The sequence below is a fragment of the Flavobacterium algoris genome (genome assembly GCF_048158525.1).
Classification (GTDB): domain Bacteria; phylum Bacteroidota; class Bacteroidia; order Flavobacteriales; family Flavobacteriaceae; genus Flavobacterium; species Flavobacterium algoris.
In genome coordinates, this window is the sequence record NZ_JBLNKT010000011.1 from 19,298 (window position 1) to 37,237 (window position 17,940).

A 17,940-nucleotide genomic window follows, 5' to 3' on the forward strand; every position below is an offset into this window, starting at 1 on the left:
ATGAAGCGGGTTTTATTTTTTATCTAATTTTTGCCTTCTTTTAAAATGTTGTTTTTCTAAAAATCTTGATATCTAACTATCTAAGAAGTCTAACGCAAAACTACATCCTTCACCACATCGCGTCTTAATTCCTCGTTAATCATGGCAACGATTTTAGACCTTCCATGACTTAATTCTTCTCTTAATACTGACGAAGTTAACTCCACATACAAAGTACTTCCTTTCAAAACCACATTATTAGTATAACTGTTCACACCGTTCCCCATAAGATTTTTCCATGCGTCTTTAACGTCAATCTGGTCCATTCCGGGTTGTAGTTTATTCACTTGGATAATTTGTTTCAAAACATCCCCTACTGTACTTTGATTATTTAATCTTTTTGCCATCGCCCAGTAAATTTATTGGTCCCGTTTTCTTGTAATGATATTCCTTTTTCTCTGCATTCAGCAGCACTAATTCATTATCTTTTAACGTGATTAATTCCTCACTCCATTTCGTAAAAGGAGTCGAATAATCGATATATGTTTTATCGTCTTTGAATCGTACCGTCACGTTTTCATAAGCATCATTCACTAAAAAAGTCCCGTCCAATTGTGGCATCACTTTCTTCCGAATCCCTTTATTATTTTTATTAATTTTGAAATAATCATAACTTTCATTGATGCTATAATCCTTATCTTTTTCCTTCTCAAAAGTAACCTTCTCGATTTCCCAATATCCATTTAATTTCGTAACATCGTCAGGCTTTATCTTTTGCTGACAAGCCACAAAAAAGAGTGCAATAAAAAGAATGCTGAATGTGTTTTTCATATTTAATTCATTTTTTTAGGAGCTATTTCCTGCTGTCCGTTATATCTTTTTCTTGAGCTTCTTCCTTCGTCAGAAGCTCAAGAAAAAGGATGCCACTTCCATCAGGGCTATGTTATTCGAATAAAAAAGAAGCATATTTCCAAGGACAAAGTTAAACTTAATAAATTCAAACAAAAACAAAAAACTCAAAACACATTAAACTATTTTCTATATTTTTGGTCTTATCCTATAAATAGCCAGAACATGTCAAAAATAATCTACAGCCTGCTTTTCGCGTTTTTATGTATGAGTTGCAGTTCCGAATCTACTAACCCAGCTCCCATGCCTACACCAACAGAAACACTCTATTTTCCTCCCTTATCAGGAATAACTTGGGAAACAAAATCAATTGTAAGTTTGGGATGGAAACAAGCAGCTGTTCAGCCACTTTTGGATTATTTAGAACTCAAACATTCCAAGGGTTTCATCATTCTGGTCAATGGCCGAATTGTAATGGAAAATTATTTCAATGGACATGCAGCAACGACCAATTGGTATTGGGCAAGCGCTGGCAAAACATTGACATCAACAATAACGGGAATCGCACAACAGGAAGGTTTATTGAATATCAACAATAAAGTTTCACAATACATTGGAACTGGTTGGACAAGTGAAACATTAGCCAAGGAAAATCTAATTACCTGCAAAAACTTACTCACCATGAGTTCCGGTATCGAGGACATCGCTAATGGCGATGATGTCTCTCCGGCAAGCCTGCAATACAAAGCCGATGCAGGAACGCGATGGGCTTATCATAATGTGTATGTAAAATTACAAGATGTTATTGCACAAGCTTCCGGTCAAACTTGGAACACTTATTTCAACACCAAATTAAGGGATAAAATAGGAATGGATGGTGCTTGGTTTCAGTCTGGCAATAATTTTGTTTATGGAAGCACCACGCGCAGTATGGCACGTTTTGGATTGCTGATGTATAACAAAGGAAAATGGGACAACACCGTAATTCTCAATGAAAATTACTTTACCGAAGCAACAACTACTTCACAAAATATTAATTTAGGATATGGATATTTATGGTGGCTGAATGGTAAAGCCAGTTATCATTTACCGCAATCTCAACTTACGATTCCTGGAAGTATTATTCCATCTGCACCAAATGATATGTTTATGGCTTTAGGAAAAAATGACCAAAAAATCTATGTCATTCCAAGCAAGAAAATGGTCGTTATCAGAATGGGTGATGCAGCCGATAATGTCAATCTGGCTTTGTCTGATTTTGATGATGTTTTATGGCAAAAAATCAATGCCTTGTATCAATAAATCTATTTTGTTTTCAATCGTTTCATAAAACCTAAAATAAAGAAAACCAAACCAATTACCAATAAGAAATAATAGAAACCAATACTTTTATCTCGGATAAGATTTGCCAGTATAAAAGAAATAATACTTACAAAGTAAAAATAAATGGGGTTGCTATTTTTGATGGAAGAAAAATTCATTACCTAATTATTATTTAAAAAAACTGTCAACAAACTCATATTTATTAAAAACCTGAAGATCTTCTATTCCTTCTCCCACACCAATGTATTTTACAGGAATTTGAAACTGATCTGAAATCCCAATTACTACACCACCTTTGGCTGTTCCATCCAGTTTGGTAACCGCTAAACAAGTAACTTCTGTGGCAGCGGTAAATTGTTTTGCTTGCTCAAAAGCATTTTGACCAGTAGAACCATCCAAAACTAATAATACGTCGTGAGGTGCATCACCAACAACTTTTTGCATTACCCGTTTCACTTTGGTCAATTCGTTCATTAAATTAATTTTATTATGCAAACGTCCCGCTGTATCAATAATAACAACATCAGCATTTTGCGCCACCGCTGATTGTAAAGTATCAAAAGCTACTGAGGCTGGATCACTTCCCATATTTTGACGAACAATAGGTACTCCTACTCTATCCGCCCATATTTGCAATTGATCAATCGCTGCTGCACGAAAAGTATCCGCAGCACCAAGAACTACTTTATAACCTGCTTTTTTGAATTGATAGGCCAACTTACCTATTGTAGTGGTTTTACCTACTCCATTCACACCAACCACCATTAAAACATAAGGTTTTGTTTGAGTCGGAATTACAAATTCAGTAGCTTCACCTGTATTGGTTTCAGATAACAACGCAGCAATTTCTTCTCGTAGAATTTCATTCAGTTCTTCTATTCCAAGATATTTATCTGAGGCAACACGATTTTCTATTCGGGTGATTATTTTCAGTGTAGTATTAACACCCACATCTGAAGCAACAAGGATTTCCTCTAAATTATCTAAAACTTCATCATCAACTTTTGACTTTCCGGCAACAGCTTTAGTTAGCTTTGAAAAGAAATTTGTTTTTGACTTTTCAAGACCTTTGTCTAATGTTTCTTTTTTCTCTGAAGAAAATATTTTTTTAAAAAAACTCATTGTATTTGTGGTATAAAAAATGATGCATGAGCCCTAAAAACCCATACGTTTTTCTAATCGGTAAATATAGAAAATAGAAAAGCTACTTCCGAATGAAAGTAGCTTTTCTATATAATATGCTTGTGAATTATTTCTTTTTCAAGAATTCATCAACTGCTTCTGGAGTCATAATAGATTCTACGAATGTATATGCTCCTGTTTTAGGAGATTTCACCATTTTGATGGCTTTTGATAATCTCTTAGAAGATGTTTGTAACGATGCTACGGTTTTCTTTGCCATGATTCAAATGTTATTTGTATTTTAATACAATCTCCAAATGTGACCATTTGAGATTTTTATTAAAATTTCTAATTATTACTTAATTTCTTTGTGAACAGTTACACGTTTCAAGATTGGATTAAATTTTTTAATCTCTAATCTGTCTGGAGTATTTTTTTTGTTCTTTGTTGTTATGTATCTTGAAGTTCCTGCAACACCTGATGTTTTGTGTTCAGTACATTCTAAAATTACCTGGATTCTATTACCTTTCTTTGCCATCTTGCTATTTATTTATTTTGGAAAAGATTATTTAATAAATCCTTCTGACTGCGCTTTTTTCAAAACTGCAGCGATTCCATTTTTGTTAATTGTTTTTATCGTAGATGCTGCTACTCTAAGAGTAATCCATCTATCTTCTTCTGGAAGATAAAAACGCTTTTTTACTAAGTTTACAGAAAATTTTCTCTTAGTTTTATTCATAGCGTGAGAAACGTTATTTCCTACCATCGCTCTTTTACCTGTAAGGTCACAAACTCTTGACATTATGCTTATCTTTTATCGTTATTCAAAATCAGGGTGCAAAGAAAAGAAAAATAAACCTATTAAGCAACATATTTATCGCACATTTTTCAAAATTTCTTTCTGCAACAGCTCTAAACTTTTAATTACTGCTCTATCTATCACTTTTTCACGGGGTTGACCAAAATTAAATTCTTCTACAATTACTTCAGTTGGTGTAGCTAATGCGATAAAAACGCTACCAACTTCCGCATTAGAATCTCCTTTTGACGGTCCTGCGTTTCCAGTTGTTGCAATTGCATAATCTGTTTTCATCATCTTTTTAACACTCAGAGCCATAGCCGAAACTACTTCACTGCTCACAACAGAATGTTCTTTTATGAGGCTTTCTGAGACCCCTAAAACGTCAATTTTAACATCCGTAGCATAAGAAACTATACTACCTTTAAAATAATTTGAAGCTCCAGGAACCGATGTTAACACTTGTGCGATTTTTCCTCCTGTACAACTTTCAGCAGTGGAAAGGGTTTTATTTTGTTTTGTCAGCATTTTTCCTACTACAACCTCCAAAGTTTCATCATCATCAAAACCAACGATAATATCGTGGATTATAGCATCCAGTGACTTTACATTTTCCTCAATGGCGGCGTCTAATTTTTCTTTATCAGTTCCACGAGCAGAAAGACGCAAACGAACTCTTCCCGGGGCAGGCAAATAAGCTAATTTTATAGATTCCGGAAGGTTGTTTTCCCATTCTTCAATACGCTCAGCAACCATACTTTCGCCTTGACCGTAAGTAAGAATTGTTTTATGAAGAATGTAGGGACGTTTGTATTCACGTACTACTTTAGGAATTATCTCATGCTCTACTAAATATTTCATTTCATAAGGAACTCCGGGAAGCGAAATGAATACTGTATTTTCCTTTTTCATCCACATTCCGGGCGCAGTACCTACCTGATTGTGAAGCACAGTACATCTTGACGGAACGAGTGCCTGATCTTTATTAATTTGGGTAATAGTTCGTTTATAAAAACCTTCAATAAGTTGCGTAACATGAATAAGTACCTTTTGATCAACAACTAATTCATCTTCAAAATAATCACAAAATGTTTTCTTGGTAACATCATCTTTTGTTGGTCCTAAACCGCCAGTAATAATAACCAAATCTACAGTGTTTTGAAGCTTTGCAAACGTATCTAAAATATGTTTTTTATCATCACTTATCGAAATCATTTCATTGATTTCAACTCCAATTTTGTCCAACGATTTAGCAATAAAACCAGAATTCGTATCGACAATTTGGCCTATTAAAATTTCGTCACCTATAGTAATTATGGTTGCTTTCATTTTTTAAGTAAAGTTTTTTTATGAGATTGTAATCTAAAACAGGAACTTGTAAATTAATACATTCCGTTTTTGTGAAGGATAATAATGAAAATTCTCCCGAATAAAAATCGGGAGAATTTTCACATAATAATTATTTTTAAAGAATTCATTAAACTTCGTTTGTAACGGATAATCTAACCCATTTTTTCAGCGGGTCACGCCCAAATTTTACAAATCAAAGTCTTTTTTTATTTCTTTGATAGCATCATTGACTTGATTTTTAACGCTCTTAAAAGTTTCTTTGATATCTTTCTTTTTACCTTCGCCTTTAGTCCAGGCTTCGATTTGAAGAATCTCTTCGAAAGCCACGTTTAAGCCCATTAAATCCAGAGTTGGCTTTATCTTGTGTGCATAGGAATATGCGTGTTTATGGTCTTTCTTTTTTATTCCTTCTTTGATTTGCAATAAATCGTCTGGAACTTCAGTAACAAACAAAGTCAAAATTTCATTTACAAATTCTGGATCGTTGTCTGAAAGTGCGTACACTTTTGAAAGGTTGTAATTTATAGCCATTATTTCACTTGTATTCTAAATAGTTGTTGTCCTTCTAAAAATCCTTCCAAAACGTCATCCGGCTTTACAGCAGCCACCCCTTCAGGAGTTCCCGTAAAAATAATATCCCCAATTTTTAAGGTGAAATACTGAGAAACATAAGAAATAAGTTCGTCAATTTTCCACAACATATGACTGGAATTACTGATTTGCACCGTTTTATTGTTGTTGGTTAATTCAAAAGTAATATTTTCTAATGAACTAAATTGATTTTTAGGTAAAAATTCTCCTATAACCGCCGAACCGTCAAATGCTTTCGCTTTTTCCCAAGGCAACCCTTTCGCTTTTAATTCATCTTGCAAATCACGAGCGGTAAAATCGATTCCTACACTAATTTCGTCATAATATTTATGCGCAAACTTAGGTTCAATGTATTTCCCAACTTTACTGATTTTGACAATAATTTCAATTTCGTGATGAATATCTTCCGAAAATTCTGGAATTACAAATGGATGCTGTTTTAATAAAATAGCCGAATCCGGTTTCATAAAAACCACTGGTTCAGTAGGTCTTTCGTTATGCAACTCCTCTATGTGATTCGTGTAATTTCTACCAATGCAGATTATTTTCATAACTTGTGTTTTGGGTGTTAGATTGTAGTTTTTGGGAATACCTTTCGCCCAATACTTATTTAGTATTTAGCTTTCGAAGTTTAATTGCCGTTAAGACTTTCTTAGTGTACAAAGGAAAATCAGCATTTTGCATCCAACTGAAATAACCTGGCTCAGTTTCCAGAATTTTATCGACTTTCACTCCTTTGTGTTTTCCAAAAGCAAAAATTTCCTCATTGTCTTTATCAAAAGCAATCATTCCGGCAAAATCAGCAATTCTCTTTCTTGTAGTAAATTCCGATAATGATTTCATGTCGTTTTCCAAGTCAGGATAACGGTCCAGTTGCGCTTTTAATATTTCGTAAGTCGCCATGGTATCTGCTTCGGCAGAATGCGCATTTTCAAGTGTTTTTCCACAATAAAATTTATGTGCTGCCCCCAATGTTCGTTCTTCCATTTTATGAAAAACGGTTTGCACATCTACTGAAACTCTGCCTTTCATATCAAAATCTACTCCAGCTCTTAACATTTCTTCAGCCAATAACGGAATATCAAAACGATCTGAATTAAACCCAGCTAAATCACTGTCTTTAATCATATTGTAAACCTGTGCCGCTAATTCATTAAAAGTAGGTTCATTGGCTACTTTTTCATCAGTGATTCCATGAACAGCTGTTGTTTGAGGCGGAATAGGAATCGTTGGATTCACTAACCACGTTTTACTTTCTTTATTTCCGTTTGGAAAAACTTTAAATATTGAGATTTCTACAATTCTATCTTTTCCGATATCAATTCCTGTGGTTTCAAGATCGAAAAAGCAAATTGGCTTGCTTAACTTTAATTCCATGTCTTTATTTGTCTTGGTACAAATATAAGTGTTTGAAATCAATATCAAATTGACTGAAGCAATTTCATTATTAGAATCTACTTTTTATTTTCTATTCAATATCGCTCTCCAAACAAAATTCCTAAAACTGATAATTATCAATATTTAATAATGGTAACATTCTCTTAATATACGCGATAATTAATAACTATAAGTTTGCAAAAAAATAATACTTACATAAAAATGAAGAAATCAATAATTGCTGTTATTGGTTGTATAATTACAATTTATACTACAAACTCCCAGACTTTAGATTCAAAAACGGACAGTATTCCTAAAAAAGAAGAAACAAAAGAATTTCTTGGCATTCAAAAAAAATGGTTTGAAAACATTAGTTTGAGAGGGTACATACAAGTGCGATACAATGGATTATTAGAAACCAATCCAGATTTGGGCTGTGAACAGTGCGATAAAACATGGGGAGGAGACAACAATGGCTTTTCTTTAAGACGAGGCCGTATTGTACTTTCTGGTGATATAAACGACCATCTCTATATCTACATCCAACCTGATTTTGCCTCATCGGCTTCATCCACCAATAATATTTTACAAATTAGAGATGCTTATTTTGATGTGTCTCTTGATTCCAAAAAAGAATACCGAATCCGAATAGGGCAAAGTAAAATACCCTATGGTTTTGAAAACTTACAATCCAGTCAAAACCGATTGACATTGGACCGTAACGACGCACTAAACAGCGCCGTTGCTAACGAACGTGATTTAGGAATACTATTCTATTGGGCTCCCGCCAAAAAAAGAGCGTTGTTTGCAAAATTAGTAAAAGACGGACTCAAAGGAACAGGAGATTATGGTGTTTTTGGATTAGGAGTTTACAATGGACAAACAGCCAATAGACCCGAAGCCAATAAAAACAAACATATCGTTGCCCGTGTATCGTACCCATTTGAACTGAACAGAAACCAAATTCTTGAATTGGGCTTACAGGGATATACGGGAAAATACGTAGTCAATTCAATATCCAGTACTGTAATTACAAAAAGGGATGCTGAATATTTAGACCAACGTGTGGCCGCGAGTATTGTTCTTTATCCTAAACCATTTGGTTTTCAAGCGGAGTATAATATTGGTACCGGCCCTGAATTTAATACTCACAATAACACCATTGAACAAAAGAAATTATACGGTGGTTATGCGCAGGTTTTTTACAAAATAGACCTGAAAAAACAGACCCTTTTACCTTTTGTAAAATACCAAATGTATCGCGGTGGCAAAAAACATGAATTAGACGCCCGAAGCTATTCTGTAAATGATTTAGAGATGGGTTTTGAATGGCAGTTCTTTAAAAACTTGGAAATCGTTGCCGATTATACGATCGCTAACAGGAGATATGAGGATGCCGTAAAACTTGACAACCATCAAAAAGGCAATCTACTCCGCTTACAAGTTCAATTGAGCTTTTAAAAAAGCTTTCTGTACATTATTAGAAACAATAAATTCCGACTGAATAATTCAAGTCGGAATTTATTGTTATTTTTTATTTTCGTTTAAAAAGCTCTGTCTATATCGAAAGCTTCTAGATATTCCGCTACTCGTTTTACAAAACTACCTCCTAATGCGCCATCTACAACTCTATGATCGTAACTGTGCGACAAGAACATTTTCTGGCGAATACCGATAAAATCTCCTTCTGGAGTTTCGATTACCGCTGGCATTTTACGGATTGCTCCAAGCGCTAAAATCCCTACTTGCGGCTGATTGATTATTGGTGTACCAAAAACACTTCCAAAAGTCCCTACATTCGTAACCGTATAAGTTCCTCCTTGCGTATCGTCTGGTTTTAATTTCCCTGCTTTTGCACGGCCTCCTAAATCATTGACCGCTTTGGCCATTCCAACCAAATTCAATTGATCTGCATTTTTAATAACAGGAACAATTAAGTTTCCATTAGGTAATGAAGCCGCCATGCCAAGATTGATATTTTTCCTCTTGATGATAAAATCACCATCTACAGAAATATTCATTCCTGGGAAATCTTTCAGTGCTTTTGCAACTGCTTCCATGAAAATTGGAGTATACGTCAACTTCTCTCCTTCTCTTTTTTCGAAAGCAATTTTATTTTTTTCTCTCCATTTTACAATATTCGTCACATCGACTTCAATGAATGATTGTACGTGAGCTGATGTTTGTACCGAAGCGACCATATAACCCGCAATTAGCTTGCGCATTCTGTCCATTTCTATAATTTCATCGCCACCACTTAAAGATATCGGAGCTGCTTTTTGAGTAACTGGGGCTGAAATTATTTTTTGAACTGCCGCAACTACAGGCCGGCTTGTTCTATCTTTTACGTACTCTAAAATATCATTTTTAGTAACTCTTCCATCTTTTCCAGTTCCTGAAATCGATTCTAATTCGGCAACAGTAACGCCTTCTTCTTTGGCTATATTTTTAACCAAAGGCGACAAGAATTTTTCAGAATTTGAGAAATCTGCAGGAACAGCAACCGCTTCTTTAGCTACATCAACTGTTTTTTCAATTGCCGCAACGGCAACCGGAGCTGCAATTTCTTGAACGATTTCCGCAATAGCTGCTCCATCGGTTTCAATAATGGCGATGGTTTGCCCTACTTGAACCAAATCATCTTTACCAAACAATTGTTCCACTAAAACACCCGAAACTTCACTTGGCACTTCGCTATCGACTTTATCAGTAGCAATTTCAAGTACCGCTTCATCGGCTTCAATTTTGTCTCCAACTTGTTTCAACCAATTTGTAATGGTCGCTTCTGCAACGCTTTCTCCCATTTTCGGAAGCTTTAATTCAAATCTTGCCATATTGTTAACCTAAAAGGTGATTTTGATTTTCAGTTTGCGAAATTACTAAATATTTTAAATATAAATTACATTTAATGTAATTTTTCACTCTATTTTTATAATCTCACCTCTTTCGTTACTATTATTACTTCCAATTAAAAAATTAGCGTTTTTTGGTAAAATCTTAAAAGTAATCCCGACGCTTCGGGACTTATTCCTTGAAGATTCGAGAATTGCGATACTTTCTTTGAAAGAAACGAATTCGTTATCCAAAATAATTTCGGTTCCATTCCCGCTTCTTAGCGAACACGAAATTACCATTTTTTCTGTTTTTAAATCATGAAATGAAACTTTTTTTTGCAAAACTAAACGGAGCTTATCGGCTAATTTTTGGTTAGCCGAATACAATAGATATGATTTTGGAGTCCTTTTTATTGTAGATTTCCCTTGAAACATTTTTACAAAAGAAAAAAAGACAATTCCTACTTTCATAAAAAGGGTGAACAATATGGATGTACGAAAATGCTTTTTATAAAAGAAATGCATCGCTTCCTGAAAGCGTTTCATATAGGTTTCATCCTTAATTGTACTTTCTCCTTTATAATGGATTACAGTGGTTTCATGGAAATAGTAATTCGATTTTCCTTTTTGCAACATCCGATAAGACAAATCAATATCATCTGAATACATAAAACAATCTTCATCAAATCCGCCTACTTCAAGATACAAATCCCGTTTCATGAACATAAAAGCACCTACGAGAATATCGATTTCCCCCGTTTCGTTTTCCCTTAAATGCTGCGCATAGTATTTCCCAAATGTTTCTGACTTGGAAAACAATTTGTACAAACCCACAATTTTGGTAAAAGCAACCCAAGGTGTTGGAACGCCGCGTTTACTTTCCGGCAGAAAATTACCGGCTCCATCAATGAGTTTACAGCCAACAACTCCTAAATTATTCTTCTCGACTGCGCTCGAAGTGACAAAATTTAAAATTTTTACAAACGTATCTTCGGCAACAACGGTATCTGGATTGAGAATGCAAACGTATTCGCCTTGAGCTTGAGCCACTCCTATATTATTGCCTTTTGGGAAACCTAAATTCTCCTTGTTTTGAATGAGTTTAACGTTTGGAAAACGCTTTTTCATCATTTCACAACTGTCATCTTGGGAATTATTATCGATTACAATGATTTCGCCGTCAATTGTTTCTAAAGCATTTTGGACGCTTAAAACACAGAGCTCTAGAAAATACCGAACGTTGTAATTGAGGATGATGACGGATAGCTGCAAAGTTTATTGTTTTAGTTGTATGGGATTTTCTTTCGTGTTGAAAACTCTCAAAATCACAATACTTTCTTTCTCGACAGAATAGATAATTTTAAAACTCCAAATGGTTGCAAATCTAACTTTTTCAATATTGATTATTGGCTCAATCGGAAATTTATAGGGAAAGTTTGGTAGAGAATTTGCCAAATCATAAATTTTATTAAATACCAAAACGGCATTTTGAGGACTTTCAGTTTTAATGTACTTATAAATAGCTTCTAGTTCATTTGATGCTTTTTTACTCCAAAGCACTTTCATTAACCTAAAATTTTTTTTCTGACTTCTTCGCTCGAATACGTTTCTAACTTCCCTTCATTCAATTGATGCAAAGCCTCATGAATGTCCTTAGTATATTCTTTTTCGGAAATTGGGTTTCCATCCATATCATAACCAACACTGTTTTCTTCATCAAGAAGTTTCGCTATTTTACTAAGAATTTTAAAATCGTTAATATTCAAAATTCTTTGCGTGATGTTGATTTTTAAAGTCTCCGTTTTCATGATACAAATTTTTAACTACTCAAATTTACGTTATTTTATTGAAATCAAAAAACATGTTTCTTATTAGCCCCGATGGAAGGGAAAATCCTTTTTGTTCTTTCTTTAAGAACAAAAAGATTAGAATGACAGCGGGAACGATGTCTCCAAATAAAACCAGATCATTCGCTCCTAAAAACTAGTCTAAATTTTTAGTTTTAACATTACTTGAACCACAAAAACTTGAAACTTGGTGTAAATGAATTACTTTTGCAAAAAAGTTATGTTTCGCAACGAATTCATACCTTATAATTTATAACTCATACCCTACAAAGTGAATTACTTATCTGTCGAAAATATCTCGAAATCTTTTGGAGAAAGAACGCTTTTTGAAAACATTTCTTTTGGAATCAATAAAGACCAAAAAATTGCTTTCATAGCCAAAAATGGTTCTGGAAAGACTACTATCATGAGTATTATTAATGGTCTTGAAGAACCAGATACGGGGCAAGTTGTTTTGAGAAAAGGCATAAAAATGGCTTTCCTTTCGCAAAATAACAACTTGCAAGACGAATTGACGATTGAAGAAAGCATTTTCGCTTCGGATAATGAGACTTTGAAAGTGATTGAAGCCTATGAAAAAGCATTAGAAAATCCGGAGGACGAAGAAGCATACCAAAAAGCTTTTGATGGAATGGATCAGCACAATGCGTGGGATTTTGAAACGCAATACAAGCAAATTTTGTTCAAACTGAAATTGGAAGATTTCAAACTAAAAGTGAAGAATCTTTCTGGTGGACAGAAAAAAAGGCTTTCTTTAGCTATCATTTTGATTAATCGTCCAGATTTATTGATTTTAGATGAACCTACGAATCACTTGGATTTAGAGATGATTGAATGGCTAGAAAGTTATTTTACAAAAGAAAACATTACGCTGTTTATGGTTACGCACGACCGTTTCTTTTTGGAACGCGTTTGTAACGAAATCATCGAATTAGACAACGGTAAATTATACCAATACAAAGGAAATTACTCTTATTATTTAGAAAAAAAAGAGGAACGCATCGCATCCGAGAATTCGAGTGTGGATAAAGCGCAAAACCTTTTTGTAAAAGAATTGGAATGGATGCGTCGTCAACCAAAAGCAAGAACGACAAAATCGAAATCGCGTCAGGATGATTTTTATGACATCAAGGAAAAAGCGCAAAGTCGCCGTCGTGAAAATAAAGTAGAGCTTGAAATTAACATGGAACGCATGGGAAGCAAGATTATCGAGCTTCACAAAATCTCCAAAAAATTCAAAGACCATGTGATCATGGATAATTTCAGTTTTGATTTTCAACGTGGCGAACGCATTGGAATCATTGGAAAAAATGGAACTGGAAAATCGACTTTCTTGAATTTATTGACTGGAACATTACCGCTTGATGGAGGAAAAGTAGTGATTGGTGAAACGATAAAAGTAGGTTACTATACCCAAAGCGGAATTAACCCAAAACCGGGTCAGCGTGTGATTGATGTCATTAAGGAATACGGAGAATTTATTCCTTTGATGAAAGGGAAATTGATTTCGGCTTCTCAATTATTGGAACGTTTCTTATTTGATTCTAAAAAACAATACGATTTTGTCGATAGACTGAGCGGTGGTGAATTGAAACGTTTGTACTTGTGTACGGTTTTGATTCAGAATCCAAATTTCTTGATTCTGGATGAGCCGACCAATGATTTGGATATTGTGACGCTGAATGTTTTGGAAAGTTTCCTTTTGGATTATCCAGGTTGCTTAGTTGTGGTTTCTCACGACCGATATTTCATGGATAAAATTGTGGATCACTTATTCATTTTTAGAGGTGATGGTGTTGTAGAAGATTTCCCTGGAAACTATTCTGATTTCAGAGCCTATGAAGACAGTGCTGATGTTGCCCAAAAAGAAGAAAACAAAGCGGACAAAAAAGACTGGAAACAAAACAATCCAACCGGAAACCTGACGTTCAACGAGCAAAAAGAATTCCAAAAAACGGAACGAGAAATCAAGGATTTAGAGATTCAGAAAACAACTATCGAGCAATTATTCTCCGACGGAAAAATTGCCGAAGGCGATATTGAAAAGAAAGCTAATGAATTGAAAAATATCATCAATAAAATTGAAGAGAAAGAAGAACGATGGTTTGAGCTTTCGGCTAAGATAGAAGGATAGAGTATTCAGTGTTCAGTCGCAGTTTACAGTGTTTAAACAATAAACTTTACAAATAGCATTTCAAATAAAAACCACAACAGAATTTAATTTCTGTTGTGGTTTTCTATTTTTCAAGATTAAAGTGTTTACCAACAAAATACGACTGTAATTTTTAAATAATTTTCCAAACTAATATTTTTTAGTTTTATTCTTTTCTTTTATTCCCATAAAAATAAGTAAATAGAAACAAGATGTGGTGCTCTTTCTCATAAATTTCAATTTATAATCTATACTCTATTTATTATTTTTAAAAAACCTACCCGCTAAACAATACTTAATAATTTTATAAAACAACACTATAAACAAACAAATCTCACTTTATGTTTATAGATTTACTTAATAATTTTATTAAAAAATAATTTTAAATCAACAAAAATGTTAAAAAAATTTACATTATCTGATAAGTTGCTATTTATAGCAGCTTTCCTTTCGTTAATTTTCTCAGAAATTTTATACTTTCAGGGAAATAAAGAGCAAGCAATCTTTATTGGAATTTGGGTCCCTTCCATATTAGCATTCGGCATTTATTTAAAACTTATACAAAACAATAAAGATGTCTGATTTTATCCCATATTTAGCAGCACTAATAACAATATTATTTGGCTTAGGATTTGCATTTGCACTTCAGTCCCCTAAGGACAAATAACAGTTATTATTCTTTAGCGTAAGCATTAGCGCCTTATTTGCTACAAAACCAACTTTAACTCGTACTAAATATTTTAAAATAATACAGAAACTAAATTTAAAAAATTGATAGTTTAGCTGTACAGTAAAAACCACGGTAAAATTCAATTCCGTTGTAATTTTTATTTATAAATTTAGTACGATTTACCAAACAAATAGGATTATAATCTCAGGTTTTTCTAACAATATTTTTTTTTAATAAATATTACATATGATCAAAATAATTTTTAAATAGAAAGTACTTTTTTTTCAAAGCTTTATTTATTTGTATAATAAAACCCTGCGAGTGAGCCTTAATAAATATTGAAGGCTCACTTTCAGAATATATACAACCAAATTAATATGTAAACCTGAAAATTTATGATTATGAAAAACAAAAGACTTGTTGGCATTGTGCTCATAGTGTGTTTTTTATTAATCATCCCATTATTAGCGATACTATTTACAAAAGAAGTAAACTGGAACCTGGCCGATTTTGTGGTCGCAGGTGTTCTATTGCTCGGTACTGGTCTTATTTGTGAACTTGTAATGAGAAAGGTAAAAAAAACCTATCACCGAATCATTCTCTGTACAGTTATTCTGGCAGCGCTTCTCCTCATTTGGACAGAACTTGCAGTCGGTCTTTTCGGGACACCGTTCGCTGGAACATAGACCGTAAATCATGATTGCCAGAATTTATAATCTGTACACAAAAATAAAACAACATAAAATACGCTCTTCGAAATATACAATAGTTCTTGGTTAAGTTGCACAAATGTCTCTGACTTTGCGCTCATAACAATGAGCCACGGGTTTATAAATGAAAACCACAACAAAATCTAATTCTGTTGTGGTTTTCATTTATAAACTCCTAGCCTTTGTAATGGCTTACGCCAAAAACAAGGTCTTCTTATGATAATTATATAAAATCGAATCGTAAAGGGTCACTTTAGGCGCTACTATTTCAGAAGAAGCATCAAACTCGATACCATTGTATTTACGGAACAAGTAAATTTCTTTCAGACAATTAGCCAAACTCTTATGGATTAAGGTCTTAAAAGTTGGCAATTTTTTGTCTCCTACCAATAAATCAATTTGGTAATTCGAACTCGTTTTCGATATATTATTTCCGATGATTCTTACAGTAAATTTTGTCGGAATTCCGTTTTGCTTCCCTTGATACTCTATTACCATAGTATTTAAAATTAAAATGTGGTTAAATTAGATCGTTTTTAAATTTTATATTTATTGAATTCTATATTAAAGATACTAATATAAAGAAAACTGCACAATAATAGCCACTAGATTATTAATTTACAACAAAATTAACTACTAAAATGGTTTTGCACCTAATTTAAAGCTCAAAAAATTTCATAAAACTTATGGCTTTTACCAAGGAATCGGATTGTAATCTTTCAAGAATTTTCCGCACCAGTGTTTTCCTGTATTAATTCCGTCAAATAGTGGATCCATAACCCGTGCAGCACCATCCACAATGTCTAATGGCGGTTGGAAATCTTCTTCTTCCTGTTTTCTTTTGGCTAATTCTGCAGGATCTTCATCCGTAACCCAACCCGTATCTACCGCATTCATAAAAATTCCGTCTTTCGCCAAAGTTCCCGAAGAAGTGTGCGTCAGCATATTCAAAGCGGCTTTAGCCATATTGGTATGCGGATGGCGGTCTTCCTTGAAAAAGCGATGAAACTTCCCTTCCATAGCTGAAACATTAATAATGTGTTTTTGTCCGGTGTTCTCTTTTTTCATCACTTCCGAAAGGCGGTTACACAATACAAAAGGCGCGACTGAATTTACCAATTGTACTTCAATCATCTCTGTGGTTTCTATTTGTCCCAAACGCAAACGCCAGCTGTTGGTTTTTCTTAAATCTACTTGCTGTAAATCGGCATCGAGTTCTCCTTCCGGGAAAACTTCATTTGCCACGAGCGCATTATCAAAAGAATATGGAATCTGTGATAATTTGGCGGAAGCCCGCAACCCAATTCCAGGTTCCGGTCCGTGCCAAGTCACTGGCATATTTTGATTCGAAGAAACTCCTGCTGTCAATACTTTTAATTCTTCCAGACAATTGGTATGATCCAATAATAATTGTTGCGCTTGTAGAGGTAAAGCGGTAACGGAAAGTGCTTCGTTTTCCATTAAATGCGCATAGAATCCGGCGGGACGCCGCACCGTTTGTGCCGCATTATTAATCAAGATATCCAATCGATCGTATTTTTGCTCTATGAAATTGCAAAAAATTTCCACACTGGGAATGTGTCGCAAATCCAATCCATGAATTTTCAAGCGATGTCCCCAATCCATGAAATCATCTTCCTTAGAAAAACGCAAGGCAGAATCCACCGGAAAACGAGTCGTAGCAATAACCGTTGCTCCGCCACGCAGCAACATTAAAGTGATGTGGTATCCTATTTTTAGGCGAGAGCCCGTAATAACGGCAACTTGTCCTTTTACATCTGCGGTTTGAAAACGTTTGGCATAATTAAAATCACCACAATCGGTACACATGGTATCGTAAAAGTGGTGCATTTTAGTAAACTCGGTTTTACATACATAGCAATTCCTGGGAGTTTCCAGTTCTAATTGTTCTTTGAGAGCGAGATGGTTCATCGCCAATAGTTTTGGTGCCACAAAAATACTCGCTTCACGGGCATGCCGAATTCCGGTTTCCTTACGAGCAGTTCTGTCCCGCTTTTCCATTTTCCTTTTGATGGCTAGCTTTCCGTCCTTTTTTCTTCGGGAAAGTTCGTCACGATCTGGTCTGGAAAACATTCCTGCGGCTTTGATTAAGGCTGTTCGTTGTTCTTTTGGGATATCAAATATTTGGTCTGTATCCGTATTCAATTGTGCCAAAATAGCGATGCATCGGTCAATTTCTTCCGAGCTTATGACAGTCTTATTTTCTATTGCTGATGTTATCATCTTAAAAAAACATGTGTTATTATTGATCTAAATTACAAGGGCGCAAAGATAGGCTTTAAAGTGAATCGTGAGTAGTAATAATTCAGGCACTAC

At 34.4% G+C, this 17,940-nt stretch carries 20 protein-coding genes; 4 read left to right on the plus strand and 16 right to left on the minus strand.

Annotated features, from left to right (window positions below; translation table 11 throughout):
- Window positions 1-89 precede the first annotated feature (89 nt).
- Both ACM55I_RS07875 and ACM55I_RS07880 read right to left on the minus strand, forming a co-directional pair.
- Complete coding sequence (locus ACM55I_RS07875) at window positions 90-386, minus strand: DciA family protein (protein WP_416846225.1); 297 nt, start codon at window positions 384-386, stop codon at window positions 90-92.
- Window positions 367-810, minus strand: coding sequence for a lipocalin family protein (locus ACM55I_RS07880; RefSeq protein WP_416846226.1), 444 nt, complete (start codon window positions 808-810; stop codon window positions 367-369). Before ACM55I_RS07880 ends, ACM55I_RS07875 begins: the two co-directional genes overlap by 20 nt.
- A gap of 243 nt (window positions 811-1,053) precedes the next feature.
- Between ACM55I_RS07880 and ACM55I_RS07885 the strand changes: the two genes are divergently transcribed.
- Window positions 1,054-2,130 (plus strand): serine hydrolase domain-containing protein, encoded by a 1,077-nt coding sequence (locus ACM55I_RS07885; protein ID WP_416846227.1) that lies wholly within the window; start codon window positions 1,054-1,056, stop codon window positions 2,128-2,130.
- A 189-nt stretch (window positions 2,131-2,319) separates the two neighbouring features.
- On the opposite strand, the gene ftsY is transcribed toward ACM55I_RS07885, so the two are convergent.
- The 8 genes from ftsY to ACM55I_RS07925 form a co-directional block, all read right to left on the minus strand.
- Window positions 2,320-3,273, minus strand: coding sequence for a signal recognition particle-docking protein FtsY (ftsY, locus tag ACM55I_RS07890; protein WP_416846228.1), 954 nt, complete (start codon window positions 3,271-3,273; stop codon window positions 2,320-2,322).
- Between the two features lie 127 nt (window positions 3,274-3,400).
- A complete protein-coding gene (locus ACM55I_RS07895; RefSeq protein WP_082014152.1) occupies window positions 3,401-3,553 on the minus strand; it encodes a DUF4295 domain-containing protein in 153 nt (50 codons plus the stop codon).
- A gap of 75 nt (window positions 3,554-3,628) precedes the next feature.
- Window positions 3,629-3,811, minus strand: coding sequence for a 50S ribosomal protein L33 (gene rpmG, locus ACM55I_RS07900; RefSeq protein WP_017495179.1), 183 nt, complete (start codon window positions 3,809-3,811; stop codon window positions 3,629-3,631).
- Between the two features lie 27 nt (window positions 3,812-3,838).
- Window positions 3,839-4,075 (minus strand): 50S ribosomal protein L28, encoded by a 237-nt coding sequence (rpmB, locus tag ACM55I_RS07905; protein WP_024980263.1) that lies wholly within the window; start codon window positions 4,073-4,075, stop codon window positions 3,839-3,841.
- A 72-nt stretch (window positions 4,076-4,147) separates the two neighbouring features.
- Entirely contained in the window at window positions 4,148-5,401 is a 1,254-nt protein-coding gene (locus ACM55I_RS07910; protein ID WP_416846229.1) for a CinA family nicotinamide mononucleotide deamidase-related protein, read from the minus strand.
- A 207-nt stretch (window positions 5,402-5,608) separates the two neighbouring features.
- Complete coding sequence (locus tag ACM55I_RS07915) at window positions 5,609-5,953, minus strand: Hpt domain-containing protein (protein WP_039109508.1); 345 nt, start codon at window positions 5,951-5,953, stop codon at window positions 5,609-5,611.
- Window positions 5,953-6,564 (minus strand): fumarylacetoacetate hydrolase family protein, encoded by a 612-nt coding sequence (locus ACM55I_RS07920; protein ID WP_416846230.1) that lies wholly within the window; start codon window positions 6,562-6,564, stop codon window positions 5,953-5,955. The genes ACM55I_RS07915 and ACM55I_RS07920 overlap by 1 nt, the downstream gene beginning before the upstream one ends.
- A gap of 55 nt (window positions 6,565-6,619) precedes the next feature.
- Window positions 6,620-7,390: an exonuclease domain-containing protein gene (locus tag ACM55I_RS07925; protein WP_416846231.1), complete on the minus strand. Its 771-nt coding sequence runs from the start codon at window positions 7,388-7,390 to the stop codon at window positions 6,620-6,622.
- Between the two features lie 222 nt (window positions 7,391-7,612).
- Here ACM55I_RS07925 and ACM55I_RS07930 point away from each other — a divergent pair, with 222 nt between their 5' ends.
- Window positions 7,613-8,851, plus strand: coding sequence for a porin (locus ACM55I_RS07930; protein WP_416846232.1), 1,239 nt, complete (start codon window positions 7,613-7,615; stop codon window positions 8,849-8,851).
- A gap of 83 nt (window positions 8,852-8,934) precedes the next feature.
- On the opposite strand, the gene ACM55I_RS07935 is transcribed toward ACM55I_RS07930, so the two are convergent.
- From ACM55I_RS07935 to ACM55I_RS07950, 4 genes are all read right to left on the minus strand, one after another.
- A complete protein-coding gene (locus ACM55I_RS07935) occupies window positions 8,935-10,224 on the minus strand; it encodes a dihydrolipoamide acetyltransferase family protein (RefSeq protein ID WP_416846233.1) in 1,290 nt (429 codons plus the stop codon).
- 84 nt (window positions 10,225-10,308) lie between these two features.
- Entirely contained in the window at window positions 10,309-11,496 is a 1,188-nt protein-coding gene (locus tag ACM55I_RS07940) for a glycosyltransferase family 2 protein (protein WP_416846234.1), read from the minus strand.
- Between the two features lie 3 nt (window positions 11,497-11,499).
- Complete coding sequence (locus ACM55I_RS07945; RefSeq protein ID WP_416846235.1) at window positions 11,500-11,790, minus strand: type II toxin-antitoxin system RelE/ParE family toxin; 291 nt, start codon at window positions 11,788-11,790, stop codon at window positions 11,500-11,502.
- A complete protein-coding gene (locus ACM55I_RS07950; RefSeq protein ID WP_416846236.1) occupies window positions 11,790-12,032 on the minus strand; it encodes a hypothetical protein in 243 nt (80 codons plus the stop codon). The genes ACM55I_RS07945 and ACM55I_RS07950 overlap by 1 nt, the downstream gene beginning before the upstream one ends.
- Before the next feature lie 310 nt (window positions 12,033-12,342).
- On the opposite strand from ACM55I_RS07950, the gene ACM55I_RS07955 reads away from it, so the two are divergent.
- Together ACM55I_RS07955 and ACM55I_RS07960 are read left to right on the plus strand one after the other, a co-directional pair.
- On the plus strand, window positions 12,343-14,205 hold the full coding sequence (locus ACM55I_RS07955) for an ABC-F family ATP-binding cassette domain-containing protein (protein ID WP_416846237.1): 1,863 nt from the start codon (window positions 12,343-12,345) through the stop codon (window positions 14,203-14,205).
- 1,089 nt (window positions 14,206-15,294) lie between these two features.
- On the plus strand, window positions 15,295-15,579 hold the full coding sequence (locus ACM55I_RS07960; RefSeq protein WP_416846238.1) for a hypothetical protein: 285 nt from the start codon (window positions 15,295-15,297) through the stop codon (window positions 15,577-15,579).
- A gap of 216 nt (window positions 15,580-15,795) precedes the next feature.
- Here ACM55I_RS07960 and ACM55I_RS07965 read toward each other — a convergent pair whose 3' ends face one another.
- The gene (locus ACM55I_RS07965; protein WP_416846239.1) at window positions 15,796-16,101 is read right to left on the minus strand and encodes a hypothetical protein; all 306 of its coding nucleotides are present in this window, start codon (window positions 16,099-16,101) and stop codon (window positions 15,796-15,798) included.
- 195 nt (window positions 16,102-16,296) lie between these two features.
- Window positions 16,297-17,847 carry an SDR family NAD(P)-dependent oxidoreductase gene (locus tag ACM55I_RS07970; protein ID WP_416846240.1) on the minus strand — a complete coding sequence of 517 codons (1,551 nt, stop codon included), beginning with the start codon at window positions 17,845-17,847 and terminating at the stop codon, window positions 16,297-16,299.
- Between the last annotated feature and the right edge of the window lie 93 nt (window positions 17,848-17,940).

Excerpts from the sequence above, each read along its gene's own strand:
- ACM55I_RS07950 (WP_416846236.1), bottom strand. The coding sequence starts at position 12,032 with ATGAAAACGGAGACTTTAAAAATCAACATCACGCAAAGAATTTTGAAT.
- ACM55I_RS07945 (WP_416846235.1), bottom strand. The coding sequence starts at position 11,790 with ATGAAAGTGCTTTGGAGTAAAAAAGCATCAAATGAACTAGAAGCTATT.
- ACM55I_RS07930 (WP_416846232.1), top strand. The coding sequence starts at position 7,613 with ATGAAGAAATCAATAATTGCTGTTATTGGTTGTATAATTACAATTTAT.
- rpmG (WP_017495179.1), bottom strand. The coding sequence starts at position 3,811 with ATGGCAAAGAAAGGTAATAGAATCCAGGTAATTTTAGAATGTACTGAA.
- ACM55I_RS07895 (WP_082014152.1), bottom strand. The coding sequence starts at position 3,553 with ATGGCAAAGAAAACCGTAGCATCGTTACAAACATCTTCTAAGAGATTA.
- ACM55I_RS07970 (WP_416846240.1), bottom strand. The coding sequence starts at position 17,847 with ATGATAACATCAGCAATAGAAAATAAGACTGTCATAAGCTCGGAAGAA.
- ACM55I_RS07925 (WP_416846231.1), bottom strand. The coding sequence starts at position 7,390 with ATGGAATTAAAGTTAAGCAAGCCAATTTGCTTTTTCGATCTTGAAACC.
- ACM55I_RS07965 (WP_416846239.1), bottom strand. The coding sequence starts at position 16,101 with ATGGTAATAGAGTATCAAGGGAAGCAAAACGGAATTCCGACAAAATTT.
- rpmB (WP_024980263.1), bottom strand. The coding sequence starts at position 4,075 with ATGTCAAGAGTTTGTGACCTTACAGGTAAAAGAGCGATGGTAGGAAAT.
- ACM55I_RS07885 (WP_416846227.1), top strand. The coding sequence starts at position 1,054 with ATGTCAAAAATAATCTACAGCCTGCTTTTCGCGTTTTTATGTATGAGT.
- ACM55I_RS07935 (WP_416846233.1), bottom strand. The coding sequence starts at position 10,224 with ATGGCAAGATTTGAATTAAAGCTTCCGAAAATGGGAGAAAGCGTTGCA.
- ACM55I_RS07880 (WP_416846226.1), bottom strand. The coding sequence starts at position 810 with ATGAAAAACACATTCAGCATTCTTTTTATTGCACTCTTTTTTGTGGCT.
- ACM55I_RS07920 (WP_416846230.1), bottom strand. The coding sequence starts at position 6,564 with ATGAAAATAATCTGCATTGGTAGAAATTACACGAATCACATAGAGGAG.
- ACM55I_RS07875 (WP_416846225.1), bottom strand. The coding sequence starts at position 386 with ATGGCAAAAAGATTAAATAATCAAAGTACAGTAGGGGATGTTTTGAAA.
- ftsY (WP_416846228.1), bottom strand. The coding sequence starts at position 3,273 with ATGAGTTTTTTTAAAAAAATATTTTCTTCAGAGAAAAAAGAAACATTA.
- ACM55I_RS07915 (WP_039109508.1), bottom strand. The coding sequence starts at position 5,953 with ATGGCTATAAATTACAACCTTTCAAAAGTGTACGCACTTTCAGACAAC.
- ACM55I_RS07910 (WP_416846229.1), bottom strand. The coding sequence starts at position 5,401 with ATGAAAGCAACCATAATTACTATAGGTGACGAAATTTTAATAGGCCAA.
- ACM55I_RS07960 (WP_416846238.1), top strand. The coding sequence starts at position 15,295 with ATGAAAAACAAAAGACTTGTTGGCATTGTGCTCATAGTGTGTTTTTTA.